The sequence below is a fragment of the Cryobacterium sp. M96 genome, from assembly GCF_002929845.1.
Lineage (GTDB): Bacteria > Actinomycetota > Actinomycetes > Actinomycetales > Microbacteriaceae > Cryobacterium > Cryobacterium sandaracinum.
This window is the reverse complement of the sequence record NZ_PJJS01000034.1, coordinates 39,230-57,328: the sequence shown is the minus strand read 5'-3', so window position 1 is coordinate 57,328 and position 18,099 is coordinate 39,230. Positions and strand designations below refer to the sequence as shown.

Annotated in this window: 17 protein-coding genes and 2 pseudogenes; 5 read left to right on the top strand and 14 right to left on the bottom strand. The window is 66.3% G+C overall.

Translation table 11 applies throughout. The annotated features are described in order from the left end of the window. Together CXY79_RS03220 and CXY79_RS16845 are read left to right on the top strand one after the other, a co-directional pair. On the top strand, nucleotides 1-1,513 hold a 1,513-nt coding region (locus tag CXY79_RS03220; protein WP_233191193.1), incomplete at its 5' end, for a molybdopterin-dependent oxidoreductase. Nucleotides 1,514-1,696: 183 nt separating this feature from the next. Then, nucleotides 1,697-2,089 (top strand): TraR/DksA C4-type zinc finger protein, encoded by a 393-nt coding sequence (locus CXY79_RS16845; protein WP_104099715.1) that lies wholly within the window; start codon nucleotides 1,697-1,699, stop codon nucleotides 2,087-2,089. 79 nt (nucleotides 2,090-2,168) lie between these two features. On the opposite strand, the pseudogene CXY79_RS03210 reads toward CXY79_RS16845, so the two are convergent. The 4 genes and pseudogenes from CXY79_RS03210 to CXY79_RS03195 form a co-directional block, all read right to left on the bottom strand. Further along, nucleotides 2,169-3,284 (bottom strand): annotated as a pseudogene (locus CXY79_RS03210) (ABC transporter ATP-binding protein); the annotation flags it as partial. Further along, nucleotides 3,283-4,866, bottom strand: a pseudogene (locus CXY79_RS03205) (ABC transporter ATP-binding protein); the annotation flags it as partial. The pseudogenes CXY79_RS03205 and CXY79_RS03210, both read right to left, overlap by 2 nt. 8 nt (nucleotides 4,867-4,874) lie before the next feature. After that, a complete protein-coding gene (locus tag CXY79_RS03200; RefSeq protein WP_104099714.1) occupies nucleotides 4,875-5,465 on the bottom strand; it encodes a TetR/AcrR family transcriptional regulator in 591 nt (196 codons plus the stop codon). Nucleotides 5,466-5,535: 70 nt separating this feature from the next. Next, complete coding sequence (locus tag CXY79_RS03195; RefSeq protein WP_104099713.1) at nucleotides 5,536-6,498, bottom strand: aldo/keto reductase; 963 nt, start codon at nucleotides 6,496-6,498, stop codon at nucleotides 5,536-5,538. 83 nt (nucleotides 6,499-6,581) lie between these two features. Here CXY79_RS03195 and CXY79_RS03190 point away from each other — a divergent pair, with 83 nt between their 5' ends. The 3 genes from CXY79_RS03190 to CXY79_RS03180 all read left to right on the top strand — a co-directional run bounded on the left by CXY79_RS03190 (nucleotide 6,582) and on the right by CXY79_RS03180 (nucleotide 8,914). After that, a complete protein-coding gene (locus CXY79_RS03190) occupies nucleotides 6,582-7,700 on the top strand; it encodes a N(5)-(carboxyethyl)ornithine synthase (protein WP_166785906.1) in 1,119 nt (372 codons plus the stop codon). A 96-nt stretch (nucleotides 7,701-7,796) separates the two neighbouring features. Continuing rightward, a complete protein-coding gene (locus CXY79_RS03185; protein ID WP_104099711.1) occupies nucleotides 7,797-8,297 on the top strand; it encodes a methylated-DNA--[protein]-cysteine S-methyltransferase in 501 nt (166 codons plus the stop codon). After that, the gene (locus CXY79_RS03180; RefSeq protein ID WP_104099710.1) at nucleotides 8,294-8,914 is read left to right on the top strand and encodes a DNA-3-methyladenine glycosylase I; all 621 of its coding nucleotides are present in this window, start codon (nucleotides 8,294-8,296) and stop codon (nucleotides 8,912-8,914) included. The genes CXY79_RS03185 and CXY79_RS03180 overlap by 4 nt, the downstream gene beginning before the upstream one ends. A gap of 390 nt (nucleotides 8,915-9,304) precedes the next feature. Here the strand turns inward: CXY79_RS03180 and CXY79_RS03175 are convergent, their stop codons facing one another. The 10 genes from CXY79_RS03175 to atpB all read right to left on the bottom strand — a co-directional run bounded on the left by CXY79_RS03175 (nucleotide 9,305) and on the right by atpB (nucleotide 18,002). Then, nucleotides 9,305-10,285 carry a malate dehydrogenase gene (locus tag CXY79_RS03175; RefSeq protein ID WP_104099709.1) on the bottom strand — a complete coding sequence of 327 codons (981 nt, stop codon included), beginning with the start codon at nucleotides 10,283-10,285 and terminating at the stop codon, nucleotides 9,305-9,307. 44 nt (nucleotides 10,286-10,329) lie between these two features. Next, nucleotides 10,330-11,100 carry a YaaA family protein gene (locus CXY79_RS03170; protein WP_104099708.1) on the bottom strand — a complete coding sequence of 257 codons (771 nt, stop codon included), beginning with the start codon at nucleotides 11,098-11,100 and terminating at the stop codon, nucleotides 10,330-10,332. Nucleotides 11,101-11,105: 5 nt separating this feature from the next. Then, nucleotides 11,106-11,372, bottom strand: a complete 267-nt coding sequence (locus CXY79_RS03165) for a F0F1 ATP synthase subunit epsilon (protein WP_104099707.1) — start codon at nucleotides 11,370-11,372, stop codon at nucleotides 11,106-11,108. A gap of 2 nt (nucleotides 11,373-11,374) precedes the next feature. Beyond that, complete coding sequence (atpD, locus tag CXY79_RS03160; protein ID WP_104099706.1) at nucleotides 11,375-12,838, bottom strand: F0F1 ATP synthase subunit beta; 1,464 nt, start codon at nucleotides 12,836-12,838, stop codon at nucleotides 11,375-11,377. An 18-nt stretch (nucleotides 12,839-12,856) separates the two neighbouring features. Further along, nucleotides 12,857-13,759, bottom strand: a complete 903-nt coding sequence (locus CXY79_RS03155) for a F0F1 ATP synthase subunit gamma (protein ID WP_104099705.1) — start codon at nucleotides 13,757-13,759, stop codon at nucleotides 12,857-12,859. A 103-nt stretch (nucleotides 13,760-13,862) separates the two neighbouring features. Continuing rightward, nucleotides 13,863-15,500, bottom strand: a complete 1,638-nt coding sequence (atpA, locus tag CXY79_RS03150) for a F0F1 ATP synthase subunit alpha (RefSeq protein ID WP_104099721.1) — start codon at nucleotides 15,498-15,500, stop codon at nucleotides 13,863-13,865. 86 nt (nucleotides 15,501-15,586) lie between these two features. Then, nucleotides 15,587-16,384, bottom strand: a complete 798-nt coding sequence (locus CXY79_RS03145; RefSeq protein ID WP_104099704.1) for a F0F1 ATP synthase subunit delta — start codon at nucleotides 16,382-16,384, stop codon at nucleotides 15,587-15,589. Further along, nucleotides 16,384-16,926, bottom strand: coding sequence for a F0F1 ATP synthase subunit B (locus CXY79_RS03140; RefSeq protein WP_104099703.1), 543 nt, complete (start codon nucleotides 16,924-16,926; stop codon nucleotides 16,384-16,386). The genes CXY79_RS03145 and CXY79_RS03140 overlap by 1 nt, the downstream gene beginning before the upstream one ends. Before the next feature lie 11 nt (nucleotides 16,927-16,937). Then, entirely contained in the window at nucleotides 16,938-17,168 is a 231-nt protein-coding gene (gene atpE, locus CXY79_RS03135) for an ATP synthase F0 subunit C (RefSeq protein WP_174720104.1), read from the bottom strand. Nucleotides 17,169-17,219: 51 nt separating this feature from the next. Beyond that, a complete protein-coding gene (gene atpB / locus CXY79_RS03130; RefSeq protein WP_104099701.1) occupies nucleotides 17,220-18,002 on the bottom strand; it encodes a F0F1 ATP synthase subunit A in 783 nt (260 codons plus the stop codon). Between the last annotated feature and the right edge of the window lie 97 nt (nucleotides 18,003-18,099).

The following is an 18,099-nucleotide window of genomic DNA, read 5'->3' as shown; positions in this document are numbered from 1 at the left end:
GCTCGGGCGGCCCGCGACGGCCGGCGTGGCCGCCGCCCTGGCCGGCCTCGGCGCGGCCGAGCTGACGGCCGCCCTGCTCGCCCCGGTGGGCAGCCCGATCTTCGCCGTCGGCGCGCTGGTCATCGACCGTGCCCCGGCCTGGTTGAAGGAACTCGTCATCGCCCTGTTCGGCACGGCCGACAAGGTCGTACTGGTGTTCTGCGTCGCGCTCGGTGCCGTGGTGCTGGCCGCCGCCGCCGGGGTGCTGGAGTTCCGGCGGGCGCCGATCGGCCGGGTCCTCGTGGCCCTGGCCGGCGCGCTGGCCGTCTTCGCGGTGCTGTCCCGGGAGAACACCGCCGCCCTCGACGCGATGCCCGCAGTGCTGGCGATGGTCGTTTCGGCCGTGCTCCTCACGGTGATGGTCGCCCAGCTGCGCCGCACGCCCGGAGGCGCCGAGGCATCCGCTCCGGACCGCCGTCGGTTCCTGGCTTGGGCCGGGGCCAGCGCCGGCCTGGGCGTGCTCGCCGCGGCCGGCGGGCAGCTGATCTCGGCCGGTATCCGGGCGACGGATGCGGCGCGCGCGCGCTTCACACTGCCGGCCGCGGCCGTTCCCGGTGCCCCGATCCCAGACGGTGCCGCTCTGGACCTCCCCGGCCTCACTCCGCTGATCACCCCGAACGCCGACTTCTACCGCATCGACACCGCCCTGCAGGTGCCCCGGATCGACCCGGGAACCTGGACGCTGACGGTCACCGGGATGGTCGAGAGGGAGATCGAGATCGACTTCGCCGAGCTCCTCGCCCTGCCCCTCGAGGAGAGCACGACCACTCTCGCCTGCGTCTCTAACGCCGTCGGCGGCGACCTGATCGGCAACGCGACCTGGCTGGGCTACCCGATCCGCCTGTTGCTGGCGCGGGCCCGGCCTCTCGCCGGGGCCGACATGGTGCTCTCCCGCAGCGAGGACGGCTGGACCGCGGGCACCCCGCTGGAGGTTCTCACCGACGACCGCAATGCGATCCTCGCGGTGGGGATGAATGGGGAGCCGCTCCCCCTCGAGCACGGCTACCCGGTGCGTATGGTCGTGCCCGGGCTCTACGGTTACGTGTCGGCCACGAAATGGGTGGTCGAGTTGAACGTGACCCGCTTCGACCGGGAGACCGCCTACTGGACGACGCGCGGCTGGACCGCCCGAGGACCGGTCAAGCTCTCCTCCCGGATCGATGTGCCGAGCCGGAACACCGACGTCGCGGCCGGACCGGTGATCGTGGCGGGTGTGGCCTGGTCGCAGTACGTGGGCATCCGCGGCGTGCAGGTGCAAGTTGACGACGGAGCCTGGAACGACGCGACCCTGGCCGACGCGATCTCGGCCGACACTTGGCGCCAGTGGAGCTGGGTCTGGCCGGCATCGGCCGGGCGGCACACCCTGCGGGTGCGGGCGACGGATGCCGCGGGCCTGGTGCAGACTTCCGTGCGCCGGGACGTGATCCCCGATGGGGCCACCGGCCTGCACGATATCCCGGTCACGGTCGCCTGAAGCGACCCCTCGCAGTCCCGCGGCAGCCGGCCGGCGCGGGCGTATCTTCAACAGCGAGAACCACGCAGCGTGCCGGCGCATTACCGTGCCCGGCTTGAGAGGACGGGAATCATGCACCGGAATGACGGATCGACAGTGCGCGCCGGCGGCTCACGTCGCCCCCCGGCGGCGGAGTAGACGCCCATGCCCACCCGGACGAAACTGACCCCCGCCGACCTGCGGCACTTCGAGAAGCTGCTCCGCCATCAGCGCCGCGACCTCGACATCACGCTCGGCCGGATCGGCACCACCCTCGACGGTGTGATCAAGGCCAGAAACACCGGCACCGCCGACGACGAGCACGACCCCGAAGGACCCACCCTGACCATGGAGTGGTCGCGCATCTCGGGTGTGCACAGCGACCTGGCGGCGCAGTCTGCGGCGATCGACCAGGCCTTGGCGCGCATCGTGGACGGCAGCTACGGGTTCTGCACCCGCCGGGGCGAACCGATCGGCCGGGAACGACTCGGGGCCCGGCCGTCCGCGGAGCTGTGCATCGACTGCGCGCGCGAGTTGGAGGCGCACCGCCGGGCCTGACTGAACCAATTCGACGGAGATTCTGGTCTCCAGAGCGGTTTTTGGTCATTCTAGGGCCGCTTTGGGCAAAATCTCCGTCGAATTCGTTCCGGACGGCGCGGAGGGCGCGCATCGCTTTCTGCACGAGCACCTCGGTGCGCGTGTCGACGGAGCTGGTCGCCTCGTCCAGGATCTCCTTCTCCGTGGCATCTGGACGCACGTAGGCGATGTTGTCGCGGATCGTGCCGCCAAACAGCCAGGTGTCCTGCAGCACCATGCCCATACGTCCACGCAGGTCGTCGCGGGCCATTCGGCGCACGTCCACCCCATCGAGCGTGATCCGGCCGGCGTCGAGCTCGTAGACGCGCATCATCAGGTTCACCAGGGTGGTCTTGCCTGCCCCGGTGGGGCCCACGATGGCCACGGTCTGGCCGGGCTCGGCCACCAGGCTCAGGTTGTCGATCAGCGGCTTGTCCGCCGTGTAGCGGAACGAGGCGTTCTCGAAGACCAGCCGGCCGTGGGCGGTCGTGGGTGCCTCGGCACGCTCCGGGTCGGGGCTCTGCTCATCGGCGTCGAGCAGGGTGAAGACCCGCTCGGCGGAGGCGACGCCGGACTGCAACAGGTTCGCCATCGACCCGAGTTGGGCCAGCGGGTGGGTGAATTGGCGGGAATACTGGATGAACGCCTGCACATCGCCGAGCTGCATGGCCCCGGATGCCACCTGGAGGCCGCCGACGACGGCGATCCCGACGTAGACGAGGTTGCCGATGAATGTCATCGCCGGCATGATCAGGCCGCTGACGAACTGGGCGCCGAAGCTGGCCTCGTAGAGCTCGTCGTTCTTGGCCCGGAAGCGTTGCTCGACCTCCTTCTGGCGGCCGAACACCTTGACCAGGGCGTGGCCGGTGAAGGTCTCCTCAATCTGGCCGTTCAGCTCGCCGGTGTGGGTCCACTGGGCGACGAACAACTTCTGCGAGCGCTGGGCGATCAGGACGGTCGTGACCAGGGTCAGCGGCACTGTGACCAGGGCGATCAGGGCCAGGAGAGGCGAGAGCAGGAACATCATCACGATGACGCCCACCACGGTGAGCAGAGAGGTGACGGCCTGGCTCAGCGACTGCTGCAGGCTCTGTGAGACGTTGTCCACGTCGTTGGTGACCCGGCTGAGCACCTCGCCTCGCTGCACCGTGTCGAAGTAGCGCAGCGGGAGGCGGTTGGGCGACGATCACCATGGTGGCGCCACCCGTGCCGACGGCCAGTGCCTCGCGCAGCCGAGCATCCGTCGCCAAGTCGAGCGAGGAGAACGAGTCGTCGAAGATATAGAGTTCGGGCCGTTTGACCAGGGCCCGGGCAATGGCCAGGCGCTGCCGCTGCCCGCCGGACACATTCATGCCGCCCTGCGCGATCGGGGCATCGAGGCCGTCCGGCATCTCCGCCACGAAGTCGCGGGCCTGCGCGATGGTCAGTGCCTCCCAGAGTTCCGCCTCAGTGGCGTCGGGCTTGCCGTAGAGCAGGTTGCTGCGCACGGTGCCGGAGAACAGATGCGGCTTCTGCGGCACCAGCCCGATGCTGCCCCAGAGCAGGTCAGGGTGGAGCTCGCGCACGTCCACCCCGTCGACCCGCACGCTGCCGTTGGTGGCGTCGAAGAGGCGAGGCAGCAGGTTGACCAGGGTGGTCTTGCCCGATCCGGTGCTGCCGATGATCGCGGTGGTCTGCCCCTGATGCACGGTAAAGCTCACGTCGGAGAGCACCGGCTGCTCGGCGCCGGGGTAGGCGAAGCCCACGTCCACGAGTTCCACCTCTCCGCGGCCGATACTGTCGACGACGGGGTGGAGCGGCGGGCGCACGCTGGAATCGGTCTCGAGCACTTCGCCGATCCGGTCGGCCGACACGGTCGCCCGCGGGATCATCACGGCCATGAACGTGGCCATCATCACGGCCATCAGGATCTGCATCAGGTAGCTAAGGAAGGCAACCAGGGTGCCGACCTGCATGGACCCGTCCTCGATCCGGAACGCCCCGAACCAGATCACGGCCACGCTGGAGACGTTCAGGACGAGCATGACGACCGGGAACATCAGGGCCATCAGGCGGCCGGCCTGAAGGGCGGTGTCGGTGACATCCACGTTCGCCTTGCCGAACCGCACGGACTCGACGTCTTCGCGCACGAACGCCCGGATGACGCGGATGCCCGTGAGCTGTTCCCGCAGCACCCGGTTCACCGTGTCGATGCGGGTCTGCATCAGGAGGAACAGCGGCACCATCCGCGCGATGATCAGCCCGACCGCGATCAACAGCACGGGCACGCTCACGGCGATCAATCAGGATAGCTGCACGTCCTGCCGGACGGCCATGATCACGCCGCCGATGGACAGGATCGGTGCGGTGACCATCATGGTGGCGGTCATCAGCACGCGCATCTGCACCTGCTGCACGTCGTTGGTCGACCGGGTGATCAGCAACGGGGCGCCGAACCGGGTGACCTCCTGCTCGGAGAACTCGCCGACCCGGGTGAAGACAGCGCCGCGCAGGTCGCGTCCGAGCCCCATGGCGGCCTTCGCGCCGAAAAAGACGGCGACGATCGCGCACACGATCTGGAACAGGGTGATCAGCAGCATCAGACCACCGATGCGCAGGATGTACACGGTGTCTCCCGTGGCGATGCCCTCATCGATGATGTCGGCGTTGAGGGTGGGCAGATAGAGCGAGGCGATCGACTGGGCCAGCTGGAACACGACGACGGCTGCCAGCAGCCGCCGGTACGGCCGCAGGTATTTCAGGAGCAGTTTCCAGAGCATCGAATCTCCTAGCAGGGGGCGTTCGGCGGCGTCGGGAAGCCGATGATGCCGTAGAGGATGAGGGCGGTGAGCTCATCGTCGTCGAAGTCGGGGCCGGCCGTGATGTGGGGCACGGATGCCGCAAGCGCGATCATCCGGATGACCTGCCCTGAGCGCTCCGGGGCAACCGTGAGGCGCAGGAGGTCAGGCGCGAGCACGTCGGCGAGCAGCACGGTGAACTCGTGCGCGACGTCGTGGGTGTGGGGTCTGCCCATCGAGCCCACCGCCGTCATCAGCGCGAAGACCTGCGCGAAGCGGCGGCGCAGCAGGGAGACCATGGCGCGCACCCGTTCCTCGAGCGGGAGCTCACGGTCGAGCGCGGCAAGTTCGAGACGGAACGGCTCGGGGTCGAGCTGACGGTCCATGGCCGCCCGGAGCAGGTTGTCCTTGCTGTCGAAGGCTCGGAAGATGGTGCCCTCGGCGATCCCGGCGCACTGGGCGATCTGTCGAGTGGTGACGGTCTGGCCGTGCTCGATCAGCAGCGGCGTGACCGCGTCGAGGATCATCGACTGCCGGTCCTCGACGGACAGGGCTTTCGCGCGCGCAGGTTTGACGGACATCCCCCCAGCTTGTATGAGTGAGCGCTCACTCACAAAGTGGAATCGGGGTTCGGGTTCCAGAGAGGACGGTTCAGGCGAAGAGGTCCGAGATCCAGGCCACGTCCTCGGGCGACGGCCTCCACGCGCTGCCCTCGGTGGCGTTCTGCAGGATCTGTTCCGGGCGGGTTGCTCCGGCGATGATGCTGGTGAGCCCCGGCTGGGCCAGCAGCCAGGCGAAGGTGGCGGCGAGCATGGTCACGCCGCGCTGGTCGCAGAACGCTTCGTACTTTTCGATGACGTCCCAGGGCGCGTTCCGGGCCAGGTGCGGCCGGACCATCATGATGCGGCTGTCGGCGGGGCCGCCCGCACGAGAGAACTTGCCTGTGAAAAGCCCGTTGTAGAGGGGGAAGAACGGCAGGAAGCCGAGCCCGTAGGCGTTGACGGCCGGCAGCACCTCGTCTTCGGCGTCACGCACCAGCAGGCTGTACTCGTTTTGCGCCGAAACGAACCGCGGATGCCCCGTCAGCCGGGCGGTGAACTCCGCCTCGGCGATCTGCCAGCCGGCCAGGTTGGAGTGGCCGATATAGCGCACCTTTCCCTCGCGGATGAGGTCGTCGAGGGTCTGCAGGGTCTCTTCGATCGGGGTGTTCGGGTCAGGCTGGTGCAGTTGGTAGAGGTCGATCCAGTCGGTCTGCAGGCGCCGGAGGGACGCCTCGACGGCCAGTCGAATGTAGCGACGTGAGGCGCGGGCGCCCCAGTCGGGTCCATTCCGACCGTTCATGTCCATGCCGAACTTCGAGGCGAGCACGATCTGGTCGCGCTTGCCCCGCAGCGCGCAACCCATCAGGGTCTCGCTGAGGCCGCGTTCCGCGCCGTAGATGTCGGCCGTGTCCAACAGGGTGATCCCGGCGTCGACGGCCGCGTTGACGACGGCGGTGGTTCCGGCCTGGCTCTCCGTCGCGGTTCCGGCGCGTCCGAAGTTGTTGCAGCCCAACCCGATCGTGGACACCATGAGCCCCGAATTGCCCAGCCTGCGGTACTCCATCTGCTCCATCCCTCCACATTAGGCTCGCCGGCCTGTGCTAGACAGGACTCAACTACAAAGGGGTGTCAGTGAGTCGTTTCACGCTCGGCGTCATGTCGCGTTCCGGTAAGCCGAATGAACGGCGCTTGCCCATTCATCCGTCACATGTCGAACGGATCGATCCGGACCTCCGGGAGCGAATGTTTCTCGAGCGCGGCTACGGCGAGCAGTTCGGTGTGTCGGACGAGCAGCTGGCCCCGCTCGTGGGAGGGCTTTGCTCGCGCGCGGACCTCATCCGGGAGTGCGACGTCATCCTGCTCGCCAAGCCTCTGCTGGCGGATGTCGCGGCACTGCGCGACGGACAGGTGCTCTGGGGCTGGCCGCACTGCGTGCAGGATGAGAAACTCACCCAGCTTGCCATCGACAAGCGGCTGACCCTGATCGCGTTCGAGGCGATGAACCACTGGACCGGAGGCGGCGAGTTCCACCTGCACGTGCTGCACAAGAACAACGAGCTCGCCGGGTATTGCTCCGTGCTGCACGCCCTGTCCCTGATCGGTTCGACGGGTGACTACGGCCGCAAGCAGCGTGCCGCGGTGATCGGCTTCGGGGCCACCGCCCGGGGCGCCGTGACGGCGCTCAACGCCCTCGGTGTCTACGATGTCACGGTGCTGACCAATCGCGACGTGACCGCGGTCAGCTCCCCGATCCACTCCGCCCAGATCGTGCAGCTCGACCACGGCGACGGCACGAACGGGAACTTCGCCCTGCCGGGAAACGAACGGGTGCCGCTGCCCGAGTTTCTCGCCGGCCACGACGTCATCGTGAACTGCGTGCTGCAGGACCCAAATGCCCCGCTCATCTTCCTGAGCGACGATGATCTCTCGATGGTGGCCCCGGGCTCGCTGATCATCGACGTGTCCTGCGACACCGGCATGGGTTTCAGTTGGGCGAAATCGACGACGTTCGACGAACCGACCTTCCGGGTCGGCACCAACGTCACCTACTACGCGGTCGACCACAGCCCGTCGTACCTCTGGAACTCCGCCACCTGGGAGATCAGCGAGGCGCTGTTGCCGTACCTGCGCGAGGTCCTTGCGGGCGAGGCCGCTTGGACCGCCAACGAGACCCTTCGGCGGGCCATCGAGATCCACGAGGGGATCATCCGGAATCCCGACATCCTGGCATTCCAGCACCGCTCCCCCGAATATCCCCACACCCGGCTCGCCTGAAGCCGGCCGGCTCCTCCCCAGCCCAGCCCGGCCCTCCTTCCACGCCAGGTCCGAAACCCGCGCTGTGCGCAGGGCGCCGCCGACTACAGTCGAGGCATGACGACCATCGGAACCTTCCTGATCCGGCTGCCCAGCCCCATTGGGCGGCTGGAACTCACGAGTGACGCCGAGCGCATCCTCTCCCTCTCCATCGAACGCGACGGACAGCTGCCCCTCGACGAGACCCCGGAAGCCCCGTCGCCCCTGCTCGACCGGGCCGCGCGCCAATTGGCGGAGTACTTCGGCGGCACCCGCACGGTTTTCGACCTGCCCGTGGCGCCGAGCGGGGGCACTGCGTTCCAGCAGGGCGTCTGGCAGCGACTGTCCGAGCTCGGCTTCGGCGAGGCGACCTCGTACGGCGAGCTGGGACGATCGCTGGGCAAGCCGGGGTCCGGCCGGGCCGTGGGCGGCGCCGTCGGGGCGAACCCCGTTCCGATCCTGATCGGCTGCCACCGGGTGCTCGCCGCCGACCGTCGCATCACCGGCTACAGCGGCGGCAGCGGAGTGCCCACCAAGGTCTGGCTCCTCGACCACGAGGGCATCGAGCACCGCTCATGAGCACCCCGGCGACCAGCGCGCTGCCAGCCGAGGCCACGACATCCGCCTCACTGAAGCTCGGCGATGACGGGCTCACCCGCTGCGGCTGGGTCGGCGGCGACCCCGAATACCAGCGCTACCACGACGAAGAGTGGGGGCGTCCGCTCCGGGACGAGAGGCTGCTGTTCGAGAAGCTGTGCCTCGAGGGGTTCCAGGCCGGCCTGTCCTGGATCACCATCCTGCGACGTCGGCCGGCCTTCCGGGCCGCCTTTTACGACTTCGACGTCAACCGCGTGGCCGTGATGGACGACGTCGACGTCGCCCTGCTCCTCGCGGATGCGAGCATCATCCGGCACCGCGGCAAGATCGAGGCCACCATCCGGAACGCCCGGGTCACCCGAGACCTCGGCGAGAGCCTGACCGAGCTGATCTGGAGCTTCGCGCCCGAAGCCCGCGGCCCCCGGCTGCGGGAGCTCGGCGAGGTCCCGGCGACCACAATGCAATCGATGGCACTGAGCCGGGAGTTGCGCACCCGGGGCTACACGTTCGTCGGCCCCACCACCATGTACGCCCTGATGCAGTCGGCCGGCCTCGTCGACGACCACCTGAGCGGATGCCATCGGTCGAACGACGCCTGACCACCACAACGCCTTCGGCTGACGCTATGCCGATCGCCGCCCTGTCAGCCGCCACGCTGCCAACCGCCGCCCTGACGGCCACGGGCTGTTGTGCGTGAGGTGCTCCTCGAGGCGAGTAAGTCCTGAACGATTGGTTCTGTCGCGCCCGCACTTCAGCCCTGACTGCACCGTGTGGACGCCGTTCATCACGGGCGGAGCGCCGTGTCCGGTGTCGAACCAATTCGACGGAGTCGCCGCGAGGCCTCGGAATCAAACATACGGCGGTCGGAGCGCACGTTCATCCCCCTCCCTTTCGCGGTCACGGCTCTCCGACGTGTGCATCGAAAACAACCGCTTCGAAGCCCCCATCCGCGAATCCTCATCGCCCCCCAGCCATCAGGACTCGCGCGTCTATCGGAGGGACGGCAGCAGGCCGAGTGCCCGTACGGCCTCGCGCTCCTCGATCAGCTCCGCGACGGACGCGTCGATCCTCGCCCGCGAGAACGCGTTGATAGCCAGGTCCGGCACGATCTGCCAGCGGCCGTCGACAGCCCGAACCGGGAAGGAACATACGAGCCCCTCCGGGACGCCATAAGAGCCGTCGGAGCTGACGCCCGCCGAGGTCCACCGCTCACCGGTCCCGTTGACCCAGTCGTAAACGTGGTCGATGGCTGCGCTGGCCGCGGAGGCCGCGGACGATGCCCCGCGGGCCTGAATGATTTCGTAGCCTCGGTTCGCCACCCGGGGGATGAAGTCGTCGACGAGCCAGTCCTGCGCCACCAGCTCGGAGACCGGACATCCCCCGGCGGTGGCGTGGAAGACATCCGGGTACTGGCTGGCGGAGTGGTTTCCCCAAATGGTGAGACCGTCGAGTTCGGCGACGTGCACCTGCAGCCGGCTTGCTAGCTGAGCGATGCCGCGGTTGTGGTCCAGTCGCGTCATGGCGGTGAACCGGTCGGCGGGGATGTCGGGGGCGAAGGCACTCGTCACCAGGGCGTTGGTGTTGACGGGGTTGCCCACGACCAGCACGCGCACGTCGGATGCCGCGCCCGCGTTGAGGGCGGCCCCCACCGGACCGAAGATGCGGCCGTTGCTTTCGAGCAGCGCGACGCGCTCCATTCCAACGGCTCTAGGGCGGGATCCGACCAGGAGGGCGATGTTGACGCCGTCGAAGGCGCGCACGGGGTCTTCGGTGACCGTCACGGAGCGCAGGAGAGGGAACGCGCAGTCCTGCAGTTCGAGGGCGGCGCCCTCGGCTGCTGCGCGCCCCGAGGGGATCTCCATCAGGGTCAGGTTGACGGGAACGGTCGGGCCGAGGAGGTCTCCGGACGCGATCCGGAAGAGCAGCGAATAGCCGATCTGTCCGCCGGCGCCGGTGACGGTGACATTCATTGGTGTGGACACGAAAGCCAGCCTAGGGCCGGAATGTGCCCGCGTCAGCCTCGGGTTGCGGCAACCTCGGCGGCGACGACGAGATTCAGTTCCCGGACCGCTCCCGGGCGCAAATCGAAGCCTGCCCCCGGTGCCCAGTCGAGCAGCTCTACGGCGGTGTCGAAGGACCGACCGTGCCGGATCAGAGCCCGGGTGAAGTTCCCCTTGGCCGTCTTGTTGAAGTGGTTCACGGCTCGCGTCTGGCCGTCCGCCGTCTCCGTGACCACGCGCAGAAACACCGCGTCGGGCCGCACCGGCGCGGGGCCGAGCGCCACGTACCCGTTCGAGCGGAAATCCAGCAGGAGCCCCGTCGACCCCGCCAGAACGCAACCCACAGCGCCCGCCCAGTGCTTCTTCAGAGGCAGCTCCGGCAGCCTGGAATCGCAGGACAGCCGGTAGGCCGGGAGGAGATCGAGAGCGCCGACCGGCCCGAACAGGGCGGAATGCACGAGGACGTTCCGGCCTGCCCAGTCGCGTTCCAGCGGGGAGAGGCTGGCGGCGTCGAGGGCGTCATAGACGACGCCGGTGTACCGGTCGATGGCCGGCATTGTGGCGGCGGAGGACAGCACGCGATTGCGCTCCACCTCCGCGGACTGCGTGCGACCCAGTCTTAGGGCCGACATCATCGCATCCGGATGCTTCGCAAGCGACTGCAGCGCACGCACAAGTACCCGCCGCTTGGGTCCAAGCGACGGGTACGTGAGGCTCTGCAGGTCAAGCGGTAATTCGATGCCCCCGTGACGTTTCGTCTCGGACGGCGGCAGAAGGATCAGCACACTGACTAAACGAGTTCTGCCTTGCGAGCGACGATCGTGACCACATCGTTGGCGACCGACAGGAAGCCGTCCGCCGCCTCGGCGACGATTTTCTCGCCGCCGCTCAGGGTCACGCGCACCTCACCGCTGGCCAGGATGGCCAGCATGGGCTCGTGCCCGGGGAGGATTCCGATCTGGCCTTCGACGGTGCGGGCGACAACCATGCTCGCCTCGCCGGACCACACCTCGTGGTCCGCCCCGACGACGCTGACCTTGAGCGAAGAATCGGCCATGACTAGTCGTTCTCCTTCTGGATTTTCGCCCACTTCTCTTCGACGTCGGCGATGCCTCCGACGTTGAAGAAAGCCTGCTCGGCCACGTGGTCGAAGTCACCATTGGCAATCGCCGTAAAGGATTCGATGGTGTCCTTAAGCGATACCGTGGACCCCTCGACGCCCGTGAACTTTTTGGCCATGTAGGTGTTCTGCGACAGGAACTGCTGGATGCGGCGTGCGCGGGAGACGGTGACCTTGTCTTCCTCGGAAAGCTCGTCGACACCGAGGATCGCGATGATCTCCTGCAGTTCCTTGTTCTTCTGCAGAATCGCCTTGACGCGAACGGCCGTGTTGTAGTGATCGGCACCCAGGTAGCGGGGGTCGAGGATACGGCTGCTCGAGGTGAGCGGGTCGACGGCCGGGTAGAGGCCCTTCGAAGCGATCTCACGCGACAGCTCGGTGGTGGCGTCGAGGTGGGCGAACGTGGTCGCCGGGGCCGGGTCGGTGTAGTCGTCAGCAGGCACGTAGATGGCCTGGAGCGACGTGATCGAGTGGCCACGGGTCGACGTGATGCGCTCCTGCAGGATGCCCATCTCGTCGGCCAGGGTCGGCTGGTAGCCCACAGCGCTGGGCATACGGCCCAAAAGGGTCGACACCTCAGAGCCAGCCTGAGTGAACCGGAAGATGTTGTCGATGAAGAGCAACACATCCTGCTTGGCAACATCGCGGAAGTACTCGGCCATGGTGAGCGCGGAGAGGGCGACGCGCAGACGCGTCCCCGGCGGCTCGTCCATCTGGCCGAACACGAGGGCGGTCTTGTCGAAGACGCCCGCCTCTTCCATCTCGTGGATGAGATCGTTGCCCTCACGGGTGCGCTCACCGACACCGGCGAACACGGACACTCCACCGTGGTCCTGCGCGACACGCTGGATCATTTCCTGGATCAAAACGGTCTTGCCGACGCCGGCACCACCGAACAGGCCAATCTTTCCACCCAAGACGTACGGGGTGAGCAGGTCAATGACCTTGATGCCGGTCTCGAACAGCTGCGTCTTGGATTCCAGCTGGTCGAAGGGCGGTGGCTTGCGGTGGATGGGCCAGCGCTCAGTGATTTCGATCTTCTCGCCGGGCTCCGCATTGAGCACCTCGCCAATGGCGTTGAACACGCGCCCCTTGGTAACGTCCCCGACGGGAACCGTGATGGGCGAGCCGGTGTCCCGGACCTCCTGGCCACGAACCAGACCGTCGGTCGGGTTCAGCGCGATGGCGCGAATGAGGTCGTCGCCCAAGTGCTGGGCAACCTCGAGCGTGATCACGGTCGACACATCACCGATGACGATGGTGGTCTTCAGTGCGTTGTACATGCCCGGAATCGAGTCGTGCGGGAACTCGATGTCGACGACCGGGCCCGTGACCCGGGCGATCCGGCCCACGGCCACGGTCTCGACCGGTGCATGGACTGGCGCGGTTGCGGTGTCAGTCATAGCTCTCTCTTCTCTGGTTTAGTGCTTGGCGGATGAGAGCGCGTCGGCTCCACCCACGATCTCGGAAATCTGCGACGTGATCTCGGTCTGCCGGGCGTTGTTGGACAGCCGGGTGTAGTCCTTGATTAGCTTGTCCGCGTTGTCGGAGGCCGATGACATGGCCTTCTGACGTGCGGCGTGCTCGGCTGCGGCGGACTGCAGCATGGAGTTGAAGATACGGCTCTCGATGTAGACGGGCAGGAGCGAGTCCAGCACCGTTTCAACGTCCGGTTCGAACTCATAGAGTGGCAGGACCTGATTATCACCAGGCTCCTCACCGCCCTCCACGACCTCGAGGGGAAGCAGCCGGACAACCTGAGGAAGCTGGGTGACCATGCTGACGAACCGGTTGTAGACGACGTGAATCTCGTCGACGCCACCGTCGTCCGCTTCGCGGAGGAAGGCCTCGAGCAGCGCGTCGCTGATATCGCATGCGGTCTCGTACTGCGGCTGATCGGTGGAACCGGTCCAAATGCGCTCGGAGACGCGGCGGCGGAAATTGAAGTACGACGCGGCCTTGCGACCCACCAAGAAGTAGACGATGTCCTTACCCTGGCTGCGCAGCAGCTCGCTGAGCGATTCGGCCTCACGCAGCACCTGCGAGCTGAACGCCCCCGCGAGACCACGGTCGGAGGCGAAGATGACGACCGCAGCGCGCTCGATCTTCTCCGGTTCGGTCGTGAGCACGTGGGCGACATTCGAGTACGTCGCTACCGCGGACACCGCCTGCGTGACGGCACGAGCGAACGGGGTTGACGCGGCGACGCGAGCCTTGGCCTTTTGAATGCGCGAGGCAGAGATCAACTCCATGGCCCGAGTGATCTTCTTAGTCGTCTGGGCAGACTTGATCTTCTGCCGGTAGACCCGAAGTTGCGCTCCCATGTGTCTCCTGTGCTTCCTTGTCAGTGCTGAATTGGTGCGGACGATCGAGTGATGCCGGCCGCGCCCCGCGGCTCGAACGAGTCGGGAGCGCGGCCGATGTCACTTAGCGGCGGTGCTTGACGATCTTTTCCTGGTTGACCTTGTCAGCGGGAATCGCCTCGAAGACTTCCTTGCCCACCGAGGCGAGCGGCTTGCCCTCGCCCGTCTGGAATCCTTGCTTGAACTTGTCGACCTCGATCTCGAGCGTCGCGATGGTCGCGTCGTCGAGAACGTTGGTGTCGCGCAGTGTCGTGAGTACGCTCGTGGTGCGGCCCAGGTGGTCGAGCAGGCCACGCTCGAAGCGCAGGACGTCGGCCACGGGCACCTCGTCGAACTTGCCGTTCGTGCCGGCCCAGATCGAGACGACCTGGTCTTCGACGGGGTACGGCGAGTACTGCGGCTGCTTGAGCAGCTCGGTCAGGCGTGCGCCACGACCGAGCTGGCGACGGCTCGTCGCGTCGAGGTCGGAGGCGAACATCGCGAAGGCCTCGAGCGACCGGTATTGCGCCAGCTCGAGCTTCAGAGTGCCGGAGACCTTCTTGATCGACTTGACCTGAGCGTCACCGCCGACTCGGGAGACCGAGATGCCCACGTCGACCGCGGGACGCTGGTTGGCGTTGAACAGGTCGGACTGCAGGAAGATCTGGCCGTCGGTGATCGAGATCACGTTGGTCGGGATGTAGGCAGAGACATCGTTCGCCTTGGTCTCGATGATCGGCAAGCCGGTCATCGATCCGGAACCGAGGGCGTCGGACAGCTTGGCGCAACGCTCGAGCAGACGGGAGTGCAGGTAGAACACGTCGCCGGGGTACGCCTCACGTCCCGGCGGGCGGCGCAGAAGCAGCGACACCGCACGATAGGCCTCGGCCTGCTTGGACAGGTCGTCGAAGATGACGAGGACGTGCTTGCCGGCGTACATCCAGTGCTGACCGATGGCCGAGCCGGTGTACGGGGCGAGGTACTTGAAGCCGGCCGGGTCGGAGGCCGGGGACGCGACGATGGTCGTGAACTCCATGACTCCGGCATCCTCGAGCGCACCCTTGACGGCGGCGATCGTGGAACCCTTCTGACCGATGGCGACGTAGATGCAACGAACCTGCTTGTTCACGTCGCCCGTCGCCCAGTTGGCCTTCTGGTTGATGATCGTGTCAATCGCGATCGCGGTTTTGCCGGTCTGGCGGTCTCCGATGATCAGCTGACGCTGGCCGCGGCCGATCGGGATCATGGCGTCGATGGCCTTGATTCCGGTCTGCATGGGCTCGTGAACCGACTTGCGATCCATCACGCCGGGTGCCTGTAGCTCCAGCGCGCGGCGGCCTTCGCTCTTGATCTCGCCGAGCCCGTCGATGGGCGCCCCCAACGGGTCGACGACGCGGCCGAGGTAGCCGTCGCCGACGGGTACGGAGAGGACCTCACCAGTGCGGTGCACCTCCATGCCCTCGACGATTCCGGCGAACTCGCCGAGAACGACGACGCCGATCTCGTCTTCGTCCAGGTTCTGGGCGAGGCCGAGGGTGCCGTCCGCGAACGTGATGAGCTCGTTCGCCATCACGCTGGGAAGGCCCTCGACGTGCGCGATGCCGTCGCCGGCCGTGGTGACGTAGCCAACCTCGGTCGTCGCGGTCTTGTTCGGCTCGTAGGACTTCACGAAGTCCTGGAGAGCGTCACGGATCTCATCGGGGCTGATCGTTAGTTCTGCCATCATCTTCCCTTTTCTGTACTGGGTGTACAGGTTCTGTCGTGCACGAGACGCTGCCGTCCCGAGGTGTGTGGTACTGACTGAAGCGGTCAGCCAGCGAGCTGGATTCTCAGATCTTTAAGACGGGTGGCAATGCTGCCATCGATGACGTCGTCACCGATTTGAACGCGGACGCCCCCGACAATTTCGGGGTCAACAACCTCGTTGATCGTGAGCCGACGCCCATAGCGCACCGTGAGGCTGGCTCGAAGGCGATCAACCTGCTCCGGAGCCAACGCGGCGGCCGACGTGATCGTGGCGATCGAGCTGTCCGACTGGTCCGCGACGATGGATGCGGCGTAGCGCAGCAATTCCCCGATGCGGCGGCCGCGGGGCTGCTGCACCAGGTGTCGAACAATCGCGAGCGTCTGTTCGGAGACCTTACCGGCCAGGAGGGCGTCAACAACACTCACCTTGGCCGCTGTGGTGCCGAGCTTTGAGGCGAGGGCGAGTTCGAGCTCGCCGTTGGACGACACGGTCTTGCCGAACGCGAACAGTTCCTCCGCGACCTGCCCGGGGACAGTGGCCGAAGAGGCAATCACCCGCAGGCCGAGGTCTTCGATGCCGGCCAGAAGATCGGTGTGGTTCGACCAGCGTGCGGCGGAGGCGGCTTGAAGCAGCTCCAGCGCGGTCGGCGTCATTGCGCCCGAGAAGATTGCGCTCACGAGGGTGGCCTTCGCCGCCGCATCCGCTGACGGGTCGACCAAAGCCGACCGGAGCTGTGACGTGTGGCCAATCACACGACCGGAGTTCAACAAATTGACGCCGGTCGCGAGGTCGTTCGTTCCCCCGGGACGGGACAGAACCGCCCGTGTTGAGACTAAGGCTTCCCTGGTGGCGCTACCCATTACCGGACCACTTTCTCCGAGGCCTCGAGGTCAGCCAGGAATCGGTCGACGATGCCGCTGGCCTTTTCGTCGTTGGTCAGGCTTTCGCCGATGACGCCGGAGGCCAGGTCGATGGCCAGTGTGCCGACTTCGCTGCGCAGGGAGATCACTGCGGCCTGTCGTTCGGCCACGATCTGAGCCTTCGCCGTCGCGGTTACCCGAGCGGCGGCGATGACGGCCTGCTCCTTGAGCTCGTTCACGATCGTCTGTCCGTCGACGCGGGCGGCGTCGCGGATCCTGCCGGCCTCGGCCCTCGCCTCGGCCAGCTGGGTCGTGTACTGCTCGAGAGCAGCTTCGGCCTTGCGCTGGGCATCATCTGCCTTGGCGATGTTGCCCTCAATGGCCTCCGCACGATCGTCGAGGATCTGGCGGAAGCGCGGGATCGCGAAGCGCACGAAGAAGACCATGACGACCAGGAAGACAACAGCCGACCAGGTGATGTCGTAGATGGCAGGAAGGAACGGATTCGTTTCCGCTTCTGCTGCCAGAACAAGCTCAGGCATGGTGGCGATCCCTAGACGAAGATGAAGAAGACGGCTACACCGATGAATGCAAGGAGCTCCGTGAACGCTATGCCGAGGAACATGGTGACCTGGAGACGGCCTGCGAGTTCGGGCTGGCGAGCCATGGCTTCAACGGTCTTTCCGGCGACGATACCGATGCCGATACCCGGGCCGATCGCGGCAAGACCGTAGCCTACGGTGGCGATATTGCCGGTGATCTCGGCAAGAATGGTGGATTCCACTATGTGTGTCCTTTCAATCGAAAACGACGTCGGTCGACGCAGTTGTGTGTGTCAGTGCTCTTCAGCCACGGCCTGTTGGACGTACACCGCGGTCAAGAGGGTGAAAATGTACGCCTGGAGGATGAACACGGCGAACTCGACGAAAGTGAAGATGAACCCGAACGCCAGCGTCCCGATTCCGAAGAGCCCCAACCAGCCACCTGCAGTGAAGATGAAGAAGCTCGTCGCCCCAAAGCACAGCACGAGCAGGAGGTGTCCGACCATCATGTTGAGCAGGAGTCGCAAAGCGAGCGAGATCGGCCGCACGATAAAGATATTGATGAACTCGATCGGGGCGAGCAAGATGTAGATCGGCCACGGCACACCGGCCGGGAAGAGCGAATTCTTGAAGAACTTGGCGGCGCCGAGCTGCTTGATACCCGCGTAGATGAACACGACGTAGGCGACGAGACCGAGCAGCAGGGGCATGCCGATGAGTGCCGTGCCCGAGATGTTCAGGGCCGGGATTACGCCCGTGACGTTCATCGCAAGGATGCCGAAGAACATGCCGGCCAACAGGGGCAGGTAACGGCGACCCATCTCCTTGCCGAGGATCTGATCGGCGATCTGCACCTGGACAAAACCCAGTACAAGCTCGGCGATGCTCTGACCGCGGCCAGGGACTCGGGATGGTTTGCGCAGGGCGAGCCAGAAAAGCAGGAGCATCACGGCTACGGCGAGGATGCGGACCAGGATGATCCGGTTGATCTCGAAGGGCGTTCCCTCAAAGAACAACGCGGGGAGACCAAGGAACTCACTGATGCCCGGAGCCTGAAACTCATCGCCGGTAGCCATGGGAACCAGTAAGTTCGCAGCGTAATACAACAGCGCTATCTCCTGTTTCTGTGCGGATGCACAACGGCGACAATGGTCAAGTGTGGTCTGTGGCGCA